Here is a 21036-nt window from a genome sequence, read left to right as displayed (position 1 = left end):
GGGGGGGCCCCCCCCCCCCCCACCCCGCCCACGGGGACGCCGTGAGGGTTACGGCGCCCCGAAGGTCAGCACCAGCTGCGGGGTGTTCTCCGCGGCCGACGCCTCACTGGACCACAACCACAGCGCGTCCGCCCCGGTGCTCGTGAGCGCCAGGTCGTAGCTGCCCCCCAGAGCGGGAGAGAGCGCCGAGGTGTCGAGCGTCGCCGAGTAGACCGTCGACAGGTCGGTGGCCCCGCTGAGGGTGCCGACCGAGGTCGAGGACAGGGCGGGCTTGGAGGCGAAGGTGGTCCCCGCCTCCGTCCAGCTTCCGGTCACCGGCCGTATGGCGAAGTCGTCCGTGCTGCCCGCACTGCTCAGCGTGGTCGTCTTCACCGTGAGCCGCGCGCTCTTGAGCACGGTCCCGGCCGGGGGCGCAGGCAGATCGAAGCGCAGATACGTCTCGTACGCCGCGCTGCCGCGCACCGCCAGCGAGGTGGAGGTGCCGTAGTTGGTGCTCGCGGCACCGGCGTTGACGTACGTGTCGTCCGTGGCGCGGACGGTCTGCACGCTGTCGGCCGGGGCCGTGGCCAGGGTGTAGTGGCTCTGCACCTGGGCCGCGCTCAGCACCGACGGGTAGATCGCGGTCTCGTCGATCTGCCCGGCGAAGTAGTTGCTGGACGGCTGGTTCGGCCAGCCGTTGAGGTTGTCGCCGCCGACGTGCCAGTAGCCGCTGTAGGCCTGGCTGTTGGACTCGGTGAGCGTGCCGATCTGGGTGCCGTCCACGTACAGCGCCATCCCGGAGGAGCCCTGGGTGGCGACGACGTGGTGCCAGGCGCCGTTGTTGTAGCTGTTGGGCGTGGTGATGGTGCGGGCCGTGCCCGTCCACACGCCGAAGACCAGCCGGCCGTCGTTGCGCATGTAGACGTGCTTGTCGTAATTACCGCTGGCCCGCGTGGTGTTGTCGCCGAACCCGACGAGCTTGCCGCCACTGGTCGTGGTCGTCTTGAACCAGGTCTCGATCGAGTACTGACCCGGCACCGTGGTGCGCTTGTCGCTGTAGACGATCTGGTCGCTGCCGTTGAAACCGATGGCGGTGGACGGACCGGTCACGGCGGCCGGAGTCTGGCGCAGCGAGGGCCCGTTGACGTGGATGCCGCTCTGATCGCCGGGCGAGGTGTCGCCGACGAACGGAGTGGCGGACTCGTCATAGCGCCAGTACAGGTTCGCGCCGTCGCCGAGCACCTTCGCCGGGTACTTATGGGCGGAGGTCGGCACTGTCACCGAGGCAGTGGCGGACAGCGCGGAGGCGTTGCCCGCCCCGTCGGTCGCGGTCACCCGGTAGCTGTAAGTGGAGCCTGCCGTGACGTTGGTGTCGGTGAACGACAGCTGCGGACGCGACCACTCCACGGAGTCGCCGTCGACCGTGTACACCGGCGTGGAACCGCCGTTGCGGTACACCTTGTACGTCAGCTTGGTGTCGTCCGTGTCGCTGCTGGCACGCCAGCGGACGTGCGCCTCGGTCGGCTTGACCGACTCCGCGCCGACCGACGGCACCGTCGGCGCGCCGACGTCCGGGGTTGCCGCGAAGTGCGTCAGGCCCTGGGCCGCCGAGCCGTTGACGGTGGTGAACTCGCCGCCGACCCACATGTACTTGTTGTCGGACGTCTCGGAGACCGCCATGGCGCGCGGGCCGATGCCCTCGCCGAGACCGTCGTTGGTGTCCGGGAACCAGCCCAGCTTGTTGGTGCCGGAGGTCGGCTCCGCGAGCAGGTGGCGACGGCGCCCGTCGGGGTACTCCCCGACGCTGGAGCAGTCGTGCGCGTGCGAGGCGCTGTACACCACGTTCTGGTACGACTTGACGGCCTGGGTGGCTCCCAGGCAGGTGTCGCGCCAGCGCTGGTTCAGCGTGGACAGGTCCAGCGCGATGCGGCCGTCGAAGACGCCGCCGCCGGTGCCCTCGTTGCCGGTGTAGAAGCCGGTGGCGTCCGTGTCGAGCGCCTTGACCACCGAGTTGTTCTCGATGAACCCCGGGTAGGTGCGGACGTTGGCGCCCGTAGCGGAGTCGACGACGGCCAGGGCGTGCGAGTTCGCGCCGTTGACGGTGAAGAAGTCACCGCCGAGGATCACGTTGTTGCCGTCCGGGGTGACCGCGACGGCCCGTCCGGGCGCGTCGACGTCCGCCTGGAAGGGCTTGACGGCGCCGCTGGTGGCGTCCACCGCCGCGTACCGCGCGTGCGCGCTGCCGCCGACCGAGGAGAAGTCGCCACCCAGGTACACGGTGTCGTTGGTGACCGCGAGCGTCCGCACAGTGGCGGAGACGCTCGGGTGGAAGTTCGCCTTGGGCGTGCAGGCGGCGATGTCGATCGCGGCGAGGCTGCTGACCGGCGTGCCGTTGACCGCGCCGAAGTAGCCGCCCGCGTACAGCGTCTTCTTGTCCGGCGACACGGCGAGCGCGCGCACCGTCGCGCTGCCGCTGCCGATCGTGAAGGACAGGTTGCAGGACGTCGGGTTGCCGGTCGCCGCGTTCAGCGCGACGAAGTTCACCGCGTTCTGCGTGGTCCCGCTGCCCCCCTCGGGCGGACGCACCTGCGAGAAGGTGCCGCCGGCGAAGACCGTGCCGCCCGCCTCCGCCAGCGCCCACACGATGCCGTTGGTCTGCCAGGTCGGCAGGTCGTCGGCGGTGAAGGCGACGGGCGGGGTCAGCGCGGCGGCCGGCTGCGGCAGGGCCACCAGGCCCAGGCCCGCCGCGGTGGACAGGACGAGGGCGGCGCTGAGCCCTCTGGATCTTTGCATGAACCCCCCGGCTTCCGGGCCCGGTGGAGGGCCCTCTGCCTCATCGAGCCCGCCAGTGCTCCTCGGATCCGAACGGGCCGCTCGAACATGTTTGTTTCGCGAACCATACGAGTACATGACACGCAATGGAACGCACTTGACTCATCTAGTAGGAAATTTCAATGTGTTCACCCCGACCCTGTGCGTCCCGGACGTCTGTGTCGGGAATGTGCAGGCCATCACGGCCGCACCCGGCGTCAGCGGTCTATGCGCACCGCAGCACCCGCGAGCTGGTCCTCCACCTGCCGCACATCGGCGTCGACCATGATTCGCGCGAGCTCGTCCACCAGGACGGTGGGTCTCCAGCCCAGCGTCTCGCGTGCCTTGGACGCGTTCCCTATCAGTGCGTCGACCTCGCTCGGCCGTTCGTACTTGGGGTCGTAGCGCACGTGCTTGCTCCAGTCGAGGTCGGCGTGGGCGAACGCGGTCTCCACGAACTGCCGGACGCTGGCCGGGACTCCGGTGGCGACCACGTAGTCCGTCGGCTCGTCGTGCTGGAGCATCCGCCACATCGCCTCGACGTAGTCGGGCGCGTACCCCCAGTCGCGGACCGCGTCCAGGTTGCCGAGGTAGAGACGGTCCTGGAGGCCGGCCTTGATCCGCGCGACGGCTCGGGTGATCTTGCGGGTCACGAAGGTCTCGCCGCGGCGCGGCGACTCGTGGTTGAACAGGATGCCGTTGACCGCGAACATCCCGTATGCCTCACGGTAGTTGACCGTGGTCCAGTACCCGAAGACCTTCGCGGCGCCGTACGGGCTGCGCGGGTGGAAGGGGGTGTCCTCGTTCTGCGGGGGCGGCGTGGAGCCGAACATCTCGGAGGACGAGGCCTGGTAGATGCGGGTCTCCACCCCGCTCGCCCGGATGGCCTCCAGCAGGCGCAGCGCACCGAGGCCGGTCACGTCACCGGTGTAGAGCGGCGCGTCGAAGGAGACTCGCACATGGGACTGGGCGCCCAGGTTGTATACCTCGTCCGGCTGTATGTCGTGCAGCAGGTTCACCAGCGCCACCCCGTCGGAGAGGTCGGCGTGATGCAGCACGAAGTGCCGCTCGGCCTCTTGGGGCCCCTGGTAGATGTGGTCGATGCGCTCGGTGTTGAAACTGGACGACCGCCGCAGCAGGCCGTGTACCCGATATCCCTTCGACAGCAGCAACTCCGCCAGGTACGAGCCGTCCTGTCCGGTCACGCCGGTGATCAGTGCGGTCTTGGTCATGCGGTGTTCCCCTCCCCGCCGGACCCGTCACCGGGACGGATCCGGCCCGTACGCCCGCCGAGTGCGGGTTGTATGTCGTGAACTACGGGAAATGTCGGAAAAGTTGATGGTCCGGGCGTTCTGATCACAGCTCCTCGCACGATCCGCCCCATGACCGCATCGCTGCTGCCCGGACGTGCCCGTGTCTTCGTCGCCGGCCACCGTGGCCTGGTGGGCTCCGCCGTGGCTCGCCGGCTCGCCGCCGACGGGCACGAGGTGCTCACCCGTACCCGCGCCGAACTGGATCTGCGTGACGCCGCGCGCACCGCGGCCGAACTCGCCGCCCTGCGCCCCGACGCGGCCGTGCTTGCCGCCGCGAAGGTCGGCGGGATCACGGCCAACAGTACTCAGCCGGTGCAGTCCCTGGAGGAAAACCTCCAGATCGAGCTCAGCGTGATAGCCGGGGCCCGAGCCGCCGGGGTGGGCCGCCTGCTCTTCCTGGGCTCGTCGTGCATCTACCCCAAGCACGCCGCCCAGCCGATCTCCGAGGACGCACTGCTGACCGGTCCGCTGGAGCCCACCAACGAGGCATACGCCCTCGCGAAGATCGCGGGCATCATCCAGGTGCAGTCGTACCGGCGTCAGTACGGCGCGTCGTACATCAGCGCCATGCCGACCAATCTCTACGGCCCCGGTGACAACCTCGACCTGGAGACGTCGCACGTCATGCCCGCCCTGCTCCGCCGCTTCCACGAGGCGGTGGCCGAGGGGCGGGAGGAGGTCGTCCTGTGGGGCAGCGGCACCCCGCGCCGGGAGTTCCTGCACGTGGATGATCTCGCCGCCGCCTGCGCCGTGCGGCTGCGCTCCTACGACGGCGACGAGCCGGTCAACGTCGGCTGCGGCAGCGACCTCACCATCCGTGAGCCCGCCGGGGCCACCGGGCTTTCCGGCCGTATCGCCTGGGACGCGAAGCGGCCCGACGGCACCCCGCGCAAGCTGCTCGACATCTCCCGGATCGCGCGGCTCGGCCGGAAGCCGGCGATCCCGCTGCGCGACGGCGTCGCCGCCACCTACGCCCACTGGCGCGGCGAGCTCGACGGCTGACGGGCCCCGCTCGTGTACGGGCCTCGGCGTGCGGCGCGCGCCGAGGCACTGTGCGGCCACGGGCGGCGCTCTCAGTACGCTCCGCGGCCGTCGACGACGGCGCGGAACGTGCGGGCCACGACATCGACATCACTGGTGAACGACCAGTTGTCGACATAGCTGAGATCGAGCTGGACGGTCTCGTCCCAGGTCAGTTCGGAGCGTCCGCTGATCTGCCACAGCCCGGTCATGCCCGGCCGTACGGTCAGCCGCCGCCACTCGACGGACGTGTAGTGCGCCACTTCTTCCGCCAGTGGCGGCCGCGGGCCCACCAGGGACATGTCACCCTTGAGGACGTTGACCAGTTGGGGCAGTTCGTCGAGCGACGTACGGCGCAGCCAGCGACCGACCCGGGTGACCCGGGGATCGCGGCGCATCTTGAACATCAGGCCGTCGTTCTCGTTCTCATGGGCCAGGGCGGCCTTCTGGCGGTCGGCGCCTGCCCGCATGGTGCGGAACTTCCACATCACGAAGGGGCGTCCGGCCCGGCCGATGCGCTCGTGAAGATAGAGGACCGGTCCGGGCGAGGACAGTTTCACAGCGGCCGAGACCAGCAGCAGCAGCGGTGCCAGCACAAGCAGGCCCAACAGGGCGGTGCAGCGGTCCAGGACCCCCTTGAGCAGAGGCTGCATGCCCTCCCGCACCGGCGGGGCCACGCGCAGCAGCGACATCCCGCCGGCAGACCCGGTTTCCAGACGTTTGACGGACACCTCCACCAGGCCGGGCGCGACGAACAACTCGATATCGGCGTCGTGCAGGCCCCAGGAGAGGCGGCGCAGCCGTTCCCCGGACAGTGCGGTGCCGGGGACGACGAGCGCCAGGTCGGCGCGGAGCCGGTGCACCGCGCTGATGACCAGACTGGCGTCCTCCGTGGGGGACTCCGGGGCGGTGGCGGCGAGCCGTTCCCCGGTCCGGACCCCTGACGCGAACGGGCCCCGTCCCGTGGGAACGGCGCCCACCGCCACGTACGGATGGTCGGTGCGCGCGGCGAGATGTGCGGTGACCTCGTCAACAGCGGTGGGCTCACCCACCACCAGGACCTTGATCACCGCCTGCGCCCTGCGGCGCACCGCCGTGAGATGCCGATGTACCGCCTTGCGGCACACCAAGGTCAGCGGCAGGGCGGGCAGCAGCGCGGCCAGGCACAGCGGCGCGCGCAGCTGTATCCCGGCCGCGGCGTGTCCCGCGGCGAGTACCCCCAGCAGGATGAACCAGTCGTGGAGCACCGGCAGCGTGCCCCGGCTCTCTCCGATGGCGCGTGCCGCATAGCGCGAGCGGAACAACTGGACCCCCGCCCAGGCGAATCCCGCAACGATGCCGCTCGGCACCGCCCACGGCTGGTGGGCGGCGGAGAGCACCAGAGCGACTGGCACCCCGGCACCGACGAGGTCGGTGATCAGGGAAGCCGGAAGATACCAACGGGACTTGCGTCCCATCCACGGTGAGGAGCGCGCCCGCGAGCGCGCCTTGCGCGATCTGTCGGATTCAGCGGCCTGAACATCCCACATGTACCCCCCCAGGCACCTTTCGCTCCACGAGCGCTTCATGTCGCGAACATCTATTCGTCGAACATGAGGCACGATGGTGAACAATACGGCAAACTTGTGCTCGCATGGGAGCGTTTACGTGAACGCCGCTGAGAAGTGCCGATCGTACGAAATCCCGCGCGGGGTCCTCTGGTTGGTCCGGCGGGGTCGATGGACCGACGGAAAGTGATACGAACGTCGAACGTACTGGCTACAGTGTGCGCCCGGTGCGGAAGGGGCCGTACCGCGTCGATGTGGGGGGTTGTGTGGTGGGGCACAAGAACACGGCCGAGGCCGAAGCCACCGGTCGGGACGACGTGGCAGAACGCGAGAAAGGGGCGGGCAGCGCCGGTCCGGCGGGGCCGGACCCGGTCACCGACGTCCACGATTCCTCAACGGGTCCTTCACAAATTGAGGTTGACGCTTCCGGAGTTGCGCCGACTCGACCCCCGCGCCGCAGGAGCCGTGCGCGTCGGGTGCTCCTCGGGGCGTTCGCGCTGCTCGCGGTGGGGCTGCTCATGGTGGGCGGGGTCACCTGGTGGGCCGTCGAGCACTACACGGGGAAGGTCGACCGTCTCTCCGGTGTCTTCCCGACACGGGTCCCCGCGGCGGCACAGCCGGCGCCTTCCCGCGGCGGGCAGACCTTTCTCCTTGTCGGCGTCGACAGCCGCTCCGAGCTGCCGACCACGGGCCGTGACGCCAAAGCCCCCGAGTGGAAGTACGGGGCCCAGCGCAGTGACACGATGATGCTGGTCCACCTCCCCGCGGACCATTCCGGCGCTTACGTCGTCTCGCTGCCGCGCGATGCGTGGGTGGACATCCCGGGACACGGCAAGGCCAAGCTCAACGCCGCCTTCTCCTGGGGCGGGCCGCCACTGCTCATCGACACCGTGCAGCGGCTGACGAAGGTGCGCGTCGACCATCTTGCCGTCATCGACTGGGACGGCTTCAAGAAGCTCACCGACTCCGTGGGTGGAGTGGACCTCGTCGTGAACGGCGCCAGCCGCCGGATGAACGGCACCCAAGCCCTAGCCTATGTGCGTGAGCGCCACCACCTCGCCCGCGGCGACTTCGACCGCACGCACCGTCAGCAGTACTTCCTGCGCACGCTGCTGGCGAAGGTCATGCGGCCCTCGACCTTCGCCAACCCCGTCAAGGCCGCCGAGGTGCTGGACGACCTCACCGCCGCCGTGAGTGTCGACGACCGGCTCGACGGCGGCGACCTGCGTGCCCTTTTGTGGGACAACAAGAAGGTCCGTCCGGGGAACATGGTGTTCATGAACGCTCCCGCCAGGGGAACCGGCACGATCTCCGGGCAGTCCGTGGTTCTCCTGGATCCCGGCGCCGGCCCCGAGTTGTGGCGAGCCATGCGCGAGGACGCCATCGATATCTACCTGCAGTCGCACGATGTCGACCGGCTCGGGGCCACGACCCCCTGACGGGACGTCGGCGATCGCTGGAGATGTCTGGCTGATGATGGTTTGCCGGACAACGGGAAACTCATGCAGTAGAGTTCGCACCATCGGCCCCCGCGGCGTCCGCGGAGGACACCCATGACGGATCATCCCGCTCGTCCGACGCACGGGCACCGAAGGTCGCCGGGCCGACGGCGTGCCGTGGTCGGTGCCCTGTTCGGCCTGCTGCTGATCGGACTGATCACCGGTGTCGGACTGGCCCGCGACCGCGAGGCCGCGCCCCGCGCAGCGCGGGCGAGCGCGGCGCTTCCCTTCGACCTGCCGGCCGCCGGTGTGTTGCGCGATAGCCCGCATCTGGTCTTCGCGCACTACTTCCCGCCGTATCCGCTCTCCCTCGACAACCAGCCTGCCGCGCACGACTACTACGCCCGTAACTACCTCACGCCGCAGGGCGAGAAGGGCAAGCACGCGGCCTACGGCGGACTGCTGCGCGACCGGCCCCTGCCTGTGCCGCCGTCCAGGGGCGACTGGCAACTCGCCAACCTCGAACGGGAGGTGAGAACCGCACGGGACGCCGGGCTCGACGGGTTCACCGTCGACATCCTCTCCCTCGACGGCACCAATCGTCAGCGCGTCGACCTGCTGCTGCGCGCGGCGCAGCGCGTCGACCCGGGCTTCCGGATCGTGCTGATGCCGGACATGACGTCCCTGCACACCGACCCGCGCACCCTCGCCGATCAGTTGGCCCGGCTCGCCGAGTCCCCGTCCGCATACCGGCTGGCCGACGGTCGCCTCGTGGTCTCCCCGTTCAAGGCCGAGGCCCAGGACCCCGCCTGGTGGAGCCAGGTCATCGTCCGGCTGCGCGACCACGGCATCGGCACCGCGCTCGTCCCGGTCTTCCTGGACTTCCGCGCCAACGCCGAGAGGTTCGCGCCGATCAGCCATGCCTTCTCGTCCTGGGGCAATCGGAGCTACACCCGCCAGGACAACGTTCCCGGCGACATCCGGCTCGCCCATTCCCTGGGAAAGAAATGGATGCAGGCCGTGTCCGTGCAGGACGCCCGGCCCAACCAGGGGGTCTACGACGAGGCGGGCAACACCGCCACCCTGCGGTCGACCTGGAACCACGCGATCTCCGACGGTGCGGACTGGGTGCAACTCACCACCTGGAACGACCACTCGGAAGGCAGCCAGTTCGCCCCCTCACTCCACAACGGCCACGCCTATCTGGATATCTCCTCGTACTACCTCACCCGCTTCAAGACCGGGGCCTGGCCGCGGATCGTCCGCGACACCGCGTACGTCACCTCCCGCGTCCAGTTCGCCGAGGCCGGCGGTGCCCCGCTCCAGCCCCGGCTGATGCGCCCGCGGCCGGGCACCGCGCCCCCGCGCGACCAGGTGGAAGTGCTCACCTTCCTGACCGCGCCCGCCACGGTCTCGGCCCGCGTGGGCACCGTGCCCCACACCTACCGTGCCCCCGCCGGCGCGTACGCCCAGGACCTGCCGCTGTCCCCCGGCCGCAGCGAGGCAGTGGTCCGCCGGGCGGGGGCCACCGTCGCCGCCGTCACCACCCGCTATCCGGCACGGCGGACGGTCACCGTGCAGGACCTTCAGTACTACGCGGTCTCCAGCGGCCGCCGGTGAACTCCCGGAAGCGTCCTGAGGTGCCTGTCGACCGGCCCTGTTCCACGGCATCCATGCCGCTCATGCGGGCCTGGGCGCGCGTTGGCGGTGCGAGTGGGCTGATGACGATGGTCTGCTGGCTACGCGGGTGAACCGTCCCAGTCCGGTGGAGACCAAAGCGAGCGCCCACCGTGTCCGTGCGCAACCTGGCATCGGGCTATGTGTCCCTGCGCATCAAGGCACACGGCACCGCCGGCAGCACGATCGAGCAGACCCTGACCAGGGCCTACGCGGTGTGCTGACCCTCATGACAGCCCCTTCCTGACCGCGCCCCTGGCACAAGGCCATGGCCTTGTGCCAGGGGCGCACCCTTCGCGGCAGCACGTCACTGCGCGGGCCGGCGAAACCCGCCGAACCACCACCGGAGACCTTCCCGCCCGTCCCCGGCCGGAACAACCCCTGGGAGATCAGGCCGTGCCGCTGTGCGTGATGCGGTCTCGCATCACGCACAGTCTGCGGGGCTCGTCTACGACCTCGTCGTACTGCCCGGTCAGCTTCCGGCGGCTACCAGGGCAGCGGCGGCCGTGCCGGAACTCACCTTCGTTCTCGCCCACTTGGGCAAGCCTCCCATCGCGTCCGGAGAACGGGAGCCGTGGTCCGCGCAGGTACGGGAGCTCGCTGCCGGGCCGAACACCGTGTGCAAGCTCTCCGGCATGGTGACCGAGGCTGACGGGCGGTCGTGGACCGTCGACGACCTCCGCCCCTACGCCGACACCGTGGTGGAGACGTTCGGACCCCGGCGCCTCATGTTCGGTTCTGACTGGCCCGTGTGCACTCTCGCCGCGACCTACGGCGACGTGGTCGATTCCACCGGCGCGCTCACAGCCACGCTCTCCGAGCCCGAACGATCGGCTGTCTGGTCCGGCACCGCCCGGCGCGTGTACCGGATGGCGGCCGAGCGCCCGGGCCTGTGACGGGAAACCGCAGTGGGACGAGAGCTCAGGTCTCCTCGAAATGACCGAGCTGGCGCTCCAGGCTGCGTGTCAGGTGCTCCGCCATCGCCTTGGCGGCGCGGTCGGCACTGCGGCGCAGTATGGAGCGCACCACGCGGTCGTGTTCCGCCAGAGTCGGCTCGCCCGCGCCCGGCACACTGCTGAGCCGGAAGATGTGCAGATGCGAGTGGAGCCGCTCCACCGCGTCGGCGAGCAGGGGTCGGTGCGCGGCCTGCGTGATTGCCTCATGGAAACTCTGGTCCAGGGCGGCGAAGTCGCGGTAGGACGCGTAGGGGCCGACAGGGCCCGGATGCGACTGCATGGCCTCCAGGATCTTCTCGATGTTGTCGAGCTGTGACTCGTCGGCGTTGAGCGCGGCGAGAGCGGCCGCGCGAGGTTCCAGGAGCAGCCGCATCTCGAACAGCTCCTCAACTCCCTGCCGGGTCAGCAACTCGGTGGCCCGATACCCGGAGAGGGAACGCTTCACGACCAGGCCGTCCGACTCCAGCCTGGCCAGTGCCTCCCGTACCGGCGTCGGCGAGACATCGAGGGTGCGTGAGAGTGTCTCGATGCCCACGCGGGCGCCTGGGGCGATCTCATGGTCCATGATCATCGCCGTGATGTTCTCGTAGACGCTGTCGGACAGGACCTGGCGTGCAGGAGGAGGAGACTGCTCCGCCCCCCTCGCAGCCGCCCCGGAATCGGACGGGTCGTGTGCCGACATCCGGTCTCCTCTGCTCGGGGTGTGGCGTGCATTCGTAGTCTAGTCAGGTGGGGGGTTACCGGCGGATCGCTGGACGGGCCCCGGTGCGACTGTGGGCCCTGTGGCAGGGTGCGGATTAGGTTGGTACGGAAAAGTCTTCGGCAGCCGGACTCGTGATGGGGGCGAGCATGACCATGCAAAAAGGAGCCAATGTTCCAGTGGCGGCCCAGGCCGTGCGGGTCGAACTGGGGTGGCGTACCGCCCCGGGGACACCGGACGTGGATGCATCGGCGCTCCTTCTCGTGTCGGGAAAGGTGCGCAGCGACGCGGACTTCGTCTTTTACAACCAGCCGGTGCATGGCTCCGGCGCGGTGCGTCATGAGGGCAAACGCAACGCCGCCGGCGGTGTCACGGACAGCCTTGCGGTGGATCTGGCGCGGGTGGAGCCCGTCATCGACCGCATCGTTCTGGCCGCCTCCGCGGACGGTGGCAGCTTCGCGCAGGTGCCAGCCCTGTACATACGGATCACGGACATGTCGAACGGCTCGGAGATCGCGCGCTTCGACAGTGCGGACGCGACGGTGGAGACCGCGTTCATCCTCGGTGAGCTCTACCGTCGGCAGGGCGCCTGGAAATTCCGCGCCGTGGGTCAGGGATACAGCAGCGGCCTCGAAGGTCTCGCCACGGACTTCGGCATTTCCGTCGACGAGCCCCAGCAACCCCAACAGCCTCAGCGATCGCACCAGCCTCCTCAATCTCAACAACCCCAAGGGGCAGCACGAGTTGACTTGCCGCCACCGCCCCGGTTCCCCCCGCACGCCCAGCCCCCGGCTGCCGCTCCGGTGGCACCCCCGGCGCCCCCGGTCGCGCCGCCTGCACCGCCATCCCCCCAGCCCGTCCGGCTCTCCAAGGTGACGCTCACCAAGGACGCGCCGTCCGTCTCCCTCGCCAAGCAAGGCGGCACGTCAGGAGTCATGCGCGTCAATCTCAACTGGCAAGTGCGCAAACAGTTCAAGAGCTGGGGCAGCAAACTCGGCAGGGCCGTCGCCAACCACGCGGATCTCGATCTTGATCTCTGCGCCCTCTACGAACTGACCGACGGCAGGAAGGGAGTTGTGCAGGCGCTCGGAAACGCCTTCGGCGCTCTCGGGCAGCCCCCTTATATCCATCTCGACGGGGACGACCGCACCGGCGCCGTCTCCACCGGCGAGAACCTGACCATCAACCTCGACCACAGGGACCGGCTCCGCCGAGTCCTGATCTTCGTCACCATCTATGAAGGCGCCCGGAGTTTCGCCGATCTGCACGCGACGGTCACCCTGCAGCCGCAGAACGGCGCCCCGATCGACTTCTCACTCGACGAATGCACCGTTCCCTCCACCGTCTGCGCACTCGCACTCATCACCAACAACGGGGGAGACCTCACCGTGCAGCGCGAAGCCCGCTATCTCGTACCCGAACGCGGAGTGAGTCCGCAGCGCACCATCGACTACGCCTATGGGTGGGGGATGAGCTGGACGCCCGGCCGTAAATGACCCCCGGTCCGTCCGGAGCCCGCCCCTGCGGACGGACCAGTGTTCCCTCCGTTCATCGGTCCGGTGCGGCCTCGGGACGGGCGTAGGTGCGTCCCTTCCAGGCCGCGCCGCGGCCGCGGTGGTGCTGCACCGCCGAGTCCACCGTCATCAGCAGATACAGCACGGCGGTGAACGGCAGCAACGGCGCGAGCCACATCGACTGCCGGTAGTAACCGAGCATCGGCATGTACGTCCCCGCCATCACCGCCCACGCCGCGCCACCTGCCCATGCCGCCGGCCGATCGCCGCCCAGCAGCCCTGCCGCCAGTGTGACCGGCGGGGCGAGATAGACGAGCGCGAGACCCAGCACCGTACCGATGAGCAGAACCGGGCTGTGCCGCAACTGTGCGTACGCGCTGCGGGAGACCATCCGCCACAGATCCGCGAGCCGGGGATACGGCCGCACACTGTCCACCCGCTCCGCGAGCCCCAGCCAGATCCGCCCGCCGCTGCGCTTCACCGCACGCGCCAGCGACACGTCGTCGATGACCGCCTGCCGGATGGACTCCGGAACCCGCGCCCGCTCGGCGGCCCCGGTCCGCAGCAGAACACAGCCGCCCGCCGCGGCCGCGGTCCGTGCCTTCGCCCGGTTCACCCACCGGAACGGATAGAGCTGCGCGAAGAAGTACACGAACGCCGGCACGACAAGGCGTTCCCAGGCGCTCGCCACCCGCAGCCGGGCCATCTGCGAGACCAGATCGAACCCGCCGGAACATGCGGCGGCGACCAGCTCCCGCAGACTGTCCGGCTCATGCGCGATGTCCGCGTCCGTGAGCAGCAGAAATTCCGGCGCCGGCTTTCGGGCCCGCGCGAGTGCGATCCCGTGCCGTACGGCCCAGAGCTTGCCCGTCCAGCCGGACTCCGGCTCCCCGGGAGAGACCACCGTCACCGGCAGCCCGCCGTACCGCACGGACAGCGCACGGGCGAGATCACCGGTGCCGTCCTTGCTGCAGTCGTCGACCAGGAAGATCTCCGCTGCCCCCGGATAGTCCTGCGCCTGCAGCGACGGCAGGCTCACCGGCAGCATGTCGGCTTCGTCACGCGCGGGCACGACGATCGCGACCGACGGCCAGCGGTCCGGTCCCGCGCGCCGAGGCAGCCGCTGGTCGGTCCGCCAGAAGAACCCCTGTCCCAGCAGCAGCCACACCCACGCGGCCAGCGAACCCACGGCGATCCAGGCAACGGCGCTCATTCGCCGCAGTCTGCCCCACTCCGGCGAGACCGCAAGGGCGGTCGACTATGGTGACCGGGTGAAGATCGCGCTCATGGACTCAGGAATCGGCCTGCTCCCGGCGGCCGCCGCGGTACGTCGGCTGAGGCCCGACGCCGATCTGGTGCTCTCCTCCGACCCCGACGGCATGCCGTGGGGTCCGCGGACACCGCAGGACCTGACCGCGCACGCGCTGGCCGTGGCCCGCGCGGCCGCCGCCCACCGGCCCGACGCGCTGATCGTCGCCTGCAACACCGCCTCCGTACACGCCCTGCCGACGCTCCGTGCCGCGCTGGAACCCGCGCTCCCCGTCATCGGTACCGTCCCCGCGATCAAGCCGGCCGCGTCCGGCGGCGGACCCGTCGCCATCTGGGCGACCCCCGCCACGACGGGCAGTCCCTACCAGCGCGGACTCATCCGCGAATTCGCCGGCTCTGTCGACGTCACCGAGGTCGCCTGTCCTGGTCTCGCCGACGCCGTGCAGAACGCGGACGAAGCGGCGATCGACCGTGCCGTCGCCGCAGCCGCCGCGCTCACTCCACCGGGCGTACGGGCCGTCGTTCTCGGCTGCACCCACTACGAACTGGTCGCCGAACGGATCCGTGCCGCCGTCCAGCAGCCCGGCCTGCCGCCCGTAGCACTGCACGGCTCCGCCGGGGCCGTCGCCGCCCAGGCACTGCGCCGGATCGGGGTCGCGCCCGCGCCGTCGGCCGAGCCGGCCTCCTCCCTCACCGTGCTCCTGAGCGGCCGTGACGCCGAGCTGCCGGAAGCCGCCCTGACCTACGCCGAGGGGCGGCTGCTGGCAGCCGTCAGCTCCGCCCACTGAGCCGTCGCCGACTGGGTGAGGGCCGTTGGGCCCATCCCGGATGCCCGGATTCTGAGTACCCTGCTGGCATGAGGGACCACCCCCGGAATCCGAGCGGGACCGGCGCCGAGGCGGCCCCCGCCGTCTGGACCGGCCGGGCCACCAACAAGGCGCAGTGGGTGCTCGCCGCAGCCGGCGCGGCGTGCCTGGCACTGGGTGTCGACCTCGCCGTGACCTCCAACTGGACCTCTGGCATCGCGCCTTTGCTGATGTCGGTGATCGGCTGCGTGGCGGCCGGACTGCTCATGCTGTTCGGGACGCTCGCCTTTGTGAACGTGGCCGTGCGGGTCGACGGAGACGCCCTGGAAGTGCGCTGCGGCCACATGGGCCTGCCGCGCCGACGGATCCTGCTCACCCACGTGGTCGGGGCGGAGTTCGTCCCCCGAGTCACCCCCCGCCACTGGGGTGGCTGGGGCTACCGCTGGCGCCCCGAGCAGGGGATGGCCGTGGTGGTCCGCAGGGGAGAGGGCCTGGTGCTCAAGCTCGGCGACGGCAGGACGTTCACCGTGACGGTGGACGATGCGGAAGAGGGCGTACGGTTCATCCGCGAACGGCTCCAGCTGCCGGCGGCCGACGCGGCTGCCGGGGGCTGAACGGTCAGCAGTGCCGCACCCGTCAGAAGGGGGTGCGGCCGGCCTGTGGACGGCGTCCGGCCGTGGTCCCCGTCCCGTACGCGGCACGGTCCGCATCCTCGTCACTCTCCGTACGGGATGTGCCCGACGTGCCGTCCCCGATCGGCTGCCGGGCCGAGGCCAGCCCCGCGAGCAGCCCCACGCCCGCCGTCACCGGCGTGAAGCTCAGCGCGTTTCCGACACTCGCCAGCGCCGCCAATGCGGTGAGCGCGGCACCAGCCGTCAGTACGACCGCCGTGGCGCGGGGTGAGCGCCACAGTACGTACAGCAGCCAGCCGAATGCCGCCCCCAGCAGCGCCACCCCCACGATCCCCTGCTCGGCCGCCTGCTGCAGCGGCGCCGAGTGGGGTTTCCCGTCCGACCGCACGGTCTGCTGGGCGGTGGGGCTGAGCTCGGCGAACCGGCCGGGTCCGACGCCCAGCAGCGGATACTCCTCGGCGAGATCCACCGCGTCCTGCCAGAGCAGCACCCGGTTCCGGGTGAGCTGCCCCTCCAGAGAGACCATCAGCCCGTCGGGCAGAGCATCCTCGGCCACCGCACACGACGCACCGACCACCAGCGCCGTGACCAGCGCCAGTCCGGTCAGGCCCAGCAGTCTGCGGCGCATCCTGACCGCGGCCAACGAACTGAGCAGCACCCCGAACGCCGTGACGAATCCAGCCACCGAGTGCATGGCCGACGCGGCACAGGCGGTGCCGAGCGCGAGCAATCGCAGCGTGAGACGCACCGGTGCCCGGCGGGCCGCCGCTGCCGCGCAGCAGGCGGCGCCCGCGGCCAGCACCAGCAGCGCGGCCGCCGCCCCGGTGTGACCGGGCGCGACATCGGCAGCGGCGGTGGCACCCGGCATACCACCGTGCGAGGCGAGCGCCAGGGCGAGGGCGGCGACGGCGGCGACCGCCGCGGTGGCCACCGGCAGCAGCGTGCCGCAGATCCGGCCGCAGACAAACCCTGCGGCGACGGCCAGCAGCGCCAGCAGCACACCCTCCGGCCTGGTCTCCCGCCCGGCCGCGCTGACCAAGGACCAGATCGCGCAGGCGGCGAGGATCACAGCTCCGGCCGCATCGGACGCGTTGCCGCCTTCCCGAGCCCCGTGCCGGCCCGCCCGTGCAGTCATCGTGTCCGACCCCCCGAACTGTGACCGTCCCGTCCACGACGGCCGGATCCGGCCGGTCGGTGGGGGACTGGCGCACACGGTAACGGCAGTGGTGCGGGTTTGTGGAGGAAATGCGCAGGAACGATCCGGCACGAAGCATTCCGAATGCATTCCGGTATCGCCCCGGGGCTGCCCCGCGCTCGCCTCACCACCGTAGACTCCGCCGGGTGAGCACCACCATCAGCCCCGTCGACGACCCGCAGTCCTCCGTCACTCAGCAGCGGGGGAGACGGTTCCTGCCGCGGCTCGCACGGCCGGCCGCAGCCGTGCTGTCGGGTGTGCTGCTGTATCTGAGCTTCCCGCCCCGACCGCTGTGGTGGCTGGTTCTCCCCGGTTTCGCACTGCTCGGCTGGGTTCTGCACAGCCGTCGGCTGCGCGCCGGATTCGGCCTCGGCCTGCTCGCCGGGCTCGGCTTCATGCTGCCGCTGCTGCACTGGACGGGCGAAGAGGTCGGTCCAGTGCCGTGGCTGGCGCTCGCCGCCGCCGAAGCGCTGTTCGTCGCCATGGGCTGCATCGGGGTCGCCGCCGTGTCCCGGCTCGCGTGGTGGCCGGTCTGGGCCGCCGCGGTCTGGGCCCTGGACGAGGCGGTCCGGGCCCGGGTGCCGTTCGGCGGGTTCCCCTGGGGCAAGATCGCCTTCGGGCAGGCCGACAGCGTGTTCCTGCCGCTCGCGGCGGTGGGCGGCACGCCGCTGCTCTCGTTCGCGGTGGTGCTGTGCGGCTTCGGACTGTTCGAAGCGGTGCGTTCCTTCCGCACGTACCGCAGCACCGGTCGAATTCCCCGCGCCGCGGTTTCCGCCGCGGCCGCGACCGTCCTCGTGCCCCTGGCCGGGGCGTTGGCCGCGCGCCCGCTCGTCGACGACTCGGCGGAGGACGGAACCGCGACCGTCGCCGCGATCCAGGGCAATGTGCCGCGCCTCGGACTCGACTTCAACGCCCAGCGCCGCGCCGTTCTTGACAACCACGCACGCCGCACCGAACAGCTCGCCCGCGAGGTGAAGGCGGGCAAGGTACCGCAGCCCGACTTCGTGCTGTGGCCCGAGAACTCCTCCGACCTCGACCCCTACCGCAATGCCGACGCGCGGATCGTCATCGACGAAGCGGTGAAGGCGATCAACGCCCCCACCGTGGTCGGCGCGGTCATCGAGCCCGACACCGGAAAGCTGCGCAACACCCTCATCCAGTGGGACCCGTCGGGCGGCCCCGTCGCCACGTACGACAAGCGCCACATCCAGCCGTTCGGCGAGTACATGCCGATGCGTTCCTTCGTACGCATCTTCAGCTCCGACGTCGACCGGGTGCAGCGCGACTTCGGACCGGGCAAGAAGGTCGGCGTGTTCGACCTCGCGGGCACCAAAGTGGGGCTCGTCACCTGCTACGAGGCCGCGTTCGACGACGCCGTACGGGACACGGTCGAACACGGCAGCCAGCTGATCGCGGTCCCCAGCAACAACGCCACCTTCGGGCGCAGCGAGATGACGTACCAGCAGCTGGCCATGAGCCGGGTGCGGGCCGTGGAACACAGCCGGTCCGTGGTCGTCCCCGTCACCAGCGGCGTCAGCGCGGTCATCCGCCCGGACGGGACGATCGCCCAGGAGACGAAGATGTTCACCCCGGACGCGCTGGTGGACAAGGTGCCGCTGCGCTCCTCGCTGACCCCCGCGACCCGGCTGGGCACGCTCCCCGAGGGGCTGCTCGTGCTGATCGCCGCAGCGGGACTGGGCTGGGCGACCGTCAGATCGGTACGGGCGCGCCGAGGGCGCTGAACGGTGGCACGGGCCACGTAGGGTCGGCGCATGGCCATTCCTGACTTCATCCGTGAAATCCGTGCCACTGCGGGCACACAGCTGCTCCTGCTGCCGGGCGTCAGCGCCGTGGTCTTCGACGACGAGGACAGGGTTCTGCTCGGCAGACGCGCCGACACCGGCAAGTGGGCGCTCATCGGCGGCATCTGCGAACCCGGGGAGCAGCCCGCCGCGACGGCGGTGCGCGAGGTGTACGAGGAGACCGCCGTGCACTGTGTGGCGGAGCGGGTGGTGCTCACCCAGGCGCTGAACCCCGTGCAGTACGCCAATGGCGACCGCTGCCAGTTCCTGGACATCACCTTCCGCTGCAGGGCGACCGGCGGTGAGGCCCGCGTCAATGACGACGAGTCCCTGGAGGTGGACTGGTTCCCGCTCGATGCCCTGCCGCCGCTGAACGATTTCGGTCTCTTCCGGATCAAGCAGTCCCTGACCGACGAACCGACCTGGTTCGAGCCGACGGTCCAGCCGTGACGCGGTAGTACACGCACCGTGGCCGGACGGGCCGGTTCCCCGCCCCGTCCGGCCACCGGAACTCAGGCGGTACGCGCATCGGCGGGCAGCACCGCGGCCCCGTCCGGCTCCGCCGTCGCCTCGATGTCCGTGAGATCCCGGTGGCGGGTCTCCTTGGCACACACGACCGCCAGCACGGTGATGAGCGCCGCGGCGATGACGTACAGCGAGATAGGCGTCGAGGTGTGGTAGTCCGCGAGCAGCGCGGTGGCGATGAGCGGCGCCGGAGCACCGGCCGCGACCGAGGAGAACTGCGCACCGATCGACGCACCCGAGTACCGCATCCGGGTCGCGAACATCTCCGAGAAGAAGGCCGCCTGCGGTGCGTACATCGCGCCGTGGAAGATGAGCCCGACGGTGACGGCGAGCAGCAGGCTGCCGAAGCTGCGGCTGTCGATCAGTGCGAAGAACGGGAACATCCACAGCCCCACACCGACCGCCCCGATCAGATAGACGGGCTTGCGGCCGATCCGGTCCGACAGCGCACCCCACATCGGGATGACCGTGAAGTGGATGGCGGAGGCGATGAGTACGGCGTTCAGCGCCGTCTGCTTGCTCAGGTCGGCGGCCGTCACCGCATAGACGAGGATGAACGCGGTGATCACGTAGTAGCTGATGTTCTCCGCCATCCTGGCGCCCATGGCGACGAGCACATCACGCCAGTGGTGCCGCAGCACGGCGACGAGCGGCATTTTCTCGGTGGCCGCGGCGGACGCCTTACGCTCCTCGGCCCTCGCCAACGCCTCCTTGAACACCGGCGATTCATCGACAGAGAGACGAATCCACAAGCCGACGGCCACCAGCAGACCGGAGAGCAGGAACGGGATACGCCAGCCCCACGCCCCAAAGGCCGCGTCCGACATCAGCGCGGTGAGGGCGGAGAGCACTCCGGTGGCGAGCAACTGCCCGGCCGGCGCCCCGGTCTGCGGCCAGGAGGCCCAGAACCCGCGCCGCTTTGCATCTCCGTGCTCCGACACCAGCAGTACGGCCCCGCCCCACTCACCACCGAGGGCGAAGCCCTGCACCAGACGCAGCACCGTGAGCAGTATCGGTGCGGCGACGCCGACGGTGGCGTGCGTGGGCAGCAGCCCGATGGCGAAGGTCGCACCTCCCATCAGCAGCAGACTCAGCACCAGCAGCTTCTTGCGGCCGAGCCGGTCGCCGTAGTGCCCGAAGACCAGGGCGCCGAGCGGCCGGGCGGCGAAGCCGACGGCGTAGGTGAGGAAGGAGAGGAGCGTTCCGACGAGCGGCTCGGAGTCTGGGAAGAACAGCTTGTTGAAGACCAGCGCGGCTGCTGACCCGTAGAGAAAGAAGTCGTACCACTCGATGGTGGTGCCGATGAGGCTCGCGGCGACGATGCGCCTGAGGTTCGAGGGTGGTGGAGGAGCGGTCGCGGGGGAGGACATCGGTACCACTTCCTGGTGTGTGACGGGGACGTTTGCGTGTCGCCACACCGTAGGAACGCGCAGGTCAGAGGCGTATGTGGTGGGACACCATAGTTCCGCGTGCCGGAGTGCGTGTGCCCACCATGGGGGTGCTGGGAACCTCTGCGAGGGCTTCGACGAGGCCACGAACGACGCTGTCCGAGTTGCATCATTCGGGCCCTGGACCGACGTGATCACCGAAGCCCTGCAACGGCTCGCGGCCCTGCCGAACCCCGGCTGACCAGCACCTTCCCGTCCCTACGAGCAGCACCACCCTGACCGGAGCCGTGGAACCCGGCCCACCCGACGCGACAGCCGGGCCTAACGGCCTTGGGAGCGATTGAGGTCGGGGCATGTTCGCCTGACGGGTCGGCTGGTGGGTGATCAGCAGGCGGCCTGCCGGGCGAGCACGAGTTCGGTGCCGGGCTTGCGTCGCGTGGGCCTGCGGGCGGAGCGGTCGGAG

The 21036-nt window shown here is 70.2% G+C and carries 15 protein-coding genes and 1 pseudogene; 9 read left to right on the top strand and 7 right to left on the bottom strand.

Annotation, left to right across the window (positions count from 1 at the left end; all coding sequences use genetic code 11):
• Window positions 1-48: 48 nt before the first annotated feature.
• Both ACNPQM_RS39525 and gmd read right to left on the bottom strand, forming a co-directional pair.
• Window positions 49-2772, bottom strand: coding sequence for a LamG-like jellyroll fold domain-containing protein (locus tag ACNPQM_RS39525; protein WP_418087761.1), 2724 nt, complete (start codon window positions 2770-2772; stop codon window positions 49-51).
• 236 nt (window positions 2773-3008) lie between these two features.
• A complete protein-coding gene (gene gmd / locus ACNPQM_RS39520) occupies window positions 3009-4022 on the bottom strand; it encodes a GDP-mannose 4,6-dehydratase (protein WP_358862940.1) in 1014 nt (337 codons plus the stop codon).
• 150 nt (window positions 4023-4172) lie between these two features.
• Between gmd and ACNPQM_RS39515 the strand changes: the two genes are divergently transcribed.
• Window positions 4173-5105: a GDP-L-fucose synthase family protein gene (locus ACNPQM_RS39515; RefSeq protein WP_418087760.1), complete on the top strand. Its 933-nt coding sequence runs from the start codon at window positions 4173-4175 to the stop codon at window positions 5103-5105.
• Between the two features lie 71 nt (window positions 5106-5176).
• Here the strand turns inward: ACNPQM_RS39515 and ACNPQM_RS39510 are convergent, their stop codons facing one another.
• Window positions 5177-6580 (bottom strand): exopolysaccharide biosynthesis polyprenyl glycosylphosphotransferase, encoded by a 1404-nt coding sequence (locus tag ACNPQM_RS39510; protein WP_358862942.1) that lies wholly within the window; start codon window positions 6578-6580, stop codon window positions 5177-5179.
• A gap of 566 nt (window positions 6581-7146) precedes the next feature.
• Here ACNPQM_RS39510 and ACNPQM_RS39505 point away from each other — a divergent pair.
• From ACNPQM_RS39505 to ACNPQM_RS39495, 3 genes and pseudogenes are all read left to right on the top strand, one after another.
• Window positions 7147-8109 (top strand): LCP family protein, encoded by a 963-nt coding sequence (locus tag ACNPQM_RS39505; protein ID WP_418087759.1) that lies wholly within the window; start codon window positions 7147-7149, stop codon window positions 8107-8109.
• Between the two features lie 114 nt (window positions 8110-8223).
• Window positions 8224-9729 (top strand): glycoside hydrolase family 71 protein, encoded by a 1506-nt coding sequence (locus ACNPQM_RS39500; protein WP_418087758.1) that lies wholly within the window; start codon window positions 8224-8226, stop codon window positions 9727-9729.
• Between the two features lie 491 nt (window positions 9730-10220).
• Window positions 10221-10682: pseudogene (locus ACNPQM_RS39495) on the top strand (amidohydrolase family protein); the annotation flags it as partial.
• A 25-nt stretch (window positions 10683-10707) separates the two neighbouring features.
• Here ACNPQM_RS39495 and ACNPQM_RS39490 read toward each other — a convergent pair.
• On the bottom strand, window positions 10708-11424 hold the full coding sequence (locus ACNPQM_RS39490) for a GntR family transcriptional regulator (protein ID WP_418087757.1): 717 nt from the start codon (window positions 11422-11424) through the stop codon (window positions 10708-10710).
• Between the two features lie 155 nt (window positions 11425-11579).
• Here ACNPQM_RS39490 and ACNPQM_RS39485 point away from each other — a divergent pair, with 155 nt between their 5' ends.
• Window positions 11580-12938, top strand: coding sequence for a TerD family protein (locus ACNPQM_RS39485; RefSeq protein ID WP_418087756.1), 1359 nt, complete (start codon window positions 11580-11582; stop codon window positions 12936-12938).
• A gap of 52 nt (window positions 12939-12990) precedes the next feature.
• Here ACNPQM_RS39485 and ACNPQM_RS39480 read toward each other — a convergent pair whose 3' ends face one another.
• Window positions 12991-14169, bottom strand: a complete 1179-nt coding sequence (locus ACNPQM_RS39480; protein WP_418087755.1) for a glycosyltransferase — start codon at window positions 14167-14169, stop codon at window positions 12991-12993.
• A gap of 58 nt (window positions 14170-14227) precedes the next feature.
• On the opposite strand from ACNPQM_RS39480, the gene ACNPQM_RS39475 reads away from it, so the two are divergent.
• Together ACNPQM_RS39475 and ACNPQM_RS39470 are read left to right on the top strand one after the other, a co-directional pair.
• On the top strand, window positions 14228-15013 hold the full coding sequence (locus ACNPQM_RS39475) for a glutamate racemase (RefSeq protein ID WP_358861282.1): 786 nt from the start codon (window positions 14228-14230) through the stop codon (window positions 15011-15013).
• 68 nt (window positions 15014-15081) lie between these two features.
• Window positions 15082-15645 (top strand): hypothetical protein, encoded by a 564-nt coding sequence (locus tag ACNPQM_RS39470; RefSeq protein ID WP_418087754.1) that lies wholly within the window; start codon window positions 15082-15084, stop codon window positions 15643-15645.
• A gap of 22 nt (window positions 15646-15667) precedes the next feature.
• Here ACNPQM_RS39470 and ACNPQM_RS39465 read toward each other — a convergent pair whose 3' ends face one another.
• A complete protein-coding gene (locus ACNPQM_RS39465) occupies window positions 15668-16798 on the bottom strand; it encodes an O-antigen ligase family protein (RefSeq protein WP_418087753.1) in 1131 nt (376 codons plus the stop codon).
• A gap of 206 nt (window positions 16799-17004) precedes the next feature.
• On the opposite strand from ACNPQM_RS39465, the gene lnt reads away from it, so the two are divergent.
• Window positions 17005-18600, top strand: a complete 1596-nt coding sequence (gene lnt / locus ACNPQM_RS39460) for an apolipoprotein N-acyltransferase (protein ID WP_418087752.1) — start codon at window positions 17005-17007, stop codon at window positions 18598-18600.
• Window positions 18601-18630: 30 nt separating this feature from the next.
• A complete protein-coding gene (locus ACNPQM_RS39455) occupies window positions 18631-19110 on the top strand; it encodes an NUDIX hydrolase (protein WP_358861286.1) in 480 nt (159 codons plus the stop codon).
• 62 nt (window positions 19111-19172) lie between these two features.
• On the opposite strand, the gene ACNPQM_RS39450 is transcribed toward ACNPQM_RS39455, so the two are convergent.
• Window positions 19173-20555, bottom strand: coding sequence for an MFS transporter (locus ACNPQM_RS39450; protein ID WP_418087751.1), 1383 nt, complete (start codon window positions 20553-20555; stop codon window positions 19173-19175).
• Window positions 20556-21036 lie beyond the last annotated feature (481 nt).

The organism is Streptomyces sp. NPDC056231 (assembly GCF_048270745.1).
Lineage (GTDB): Bacteria > Actinomycetota > Actinomycetes > Streptomycetales > Streptomycetaceae > Streptomyces.
Note: the sequence above shows the minus strand (reverse complement) of the source record. Positions and strands in the feature narration are given on the sequence as shown.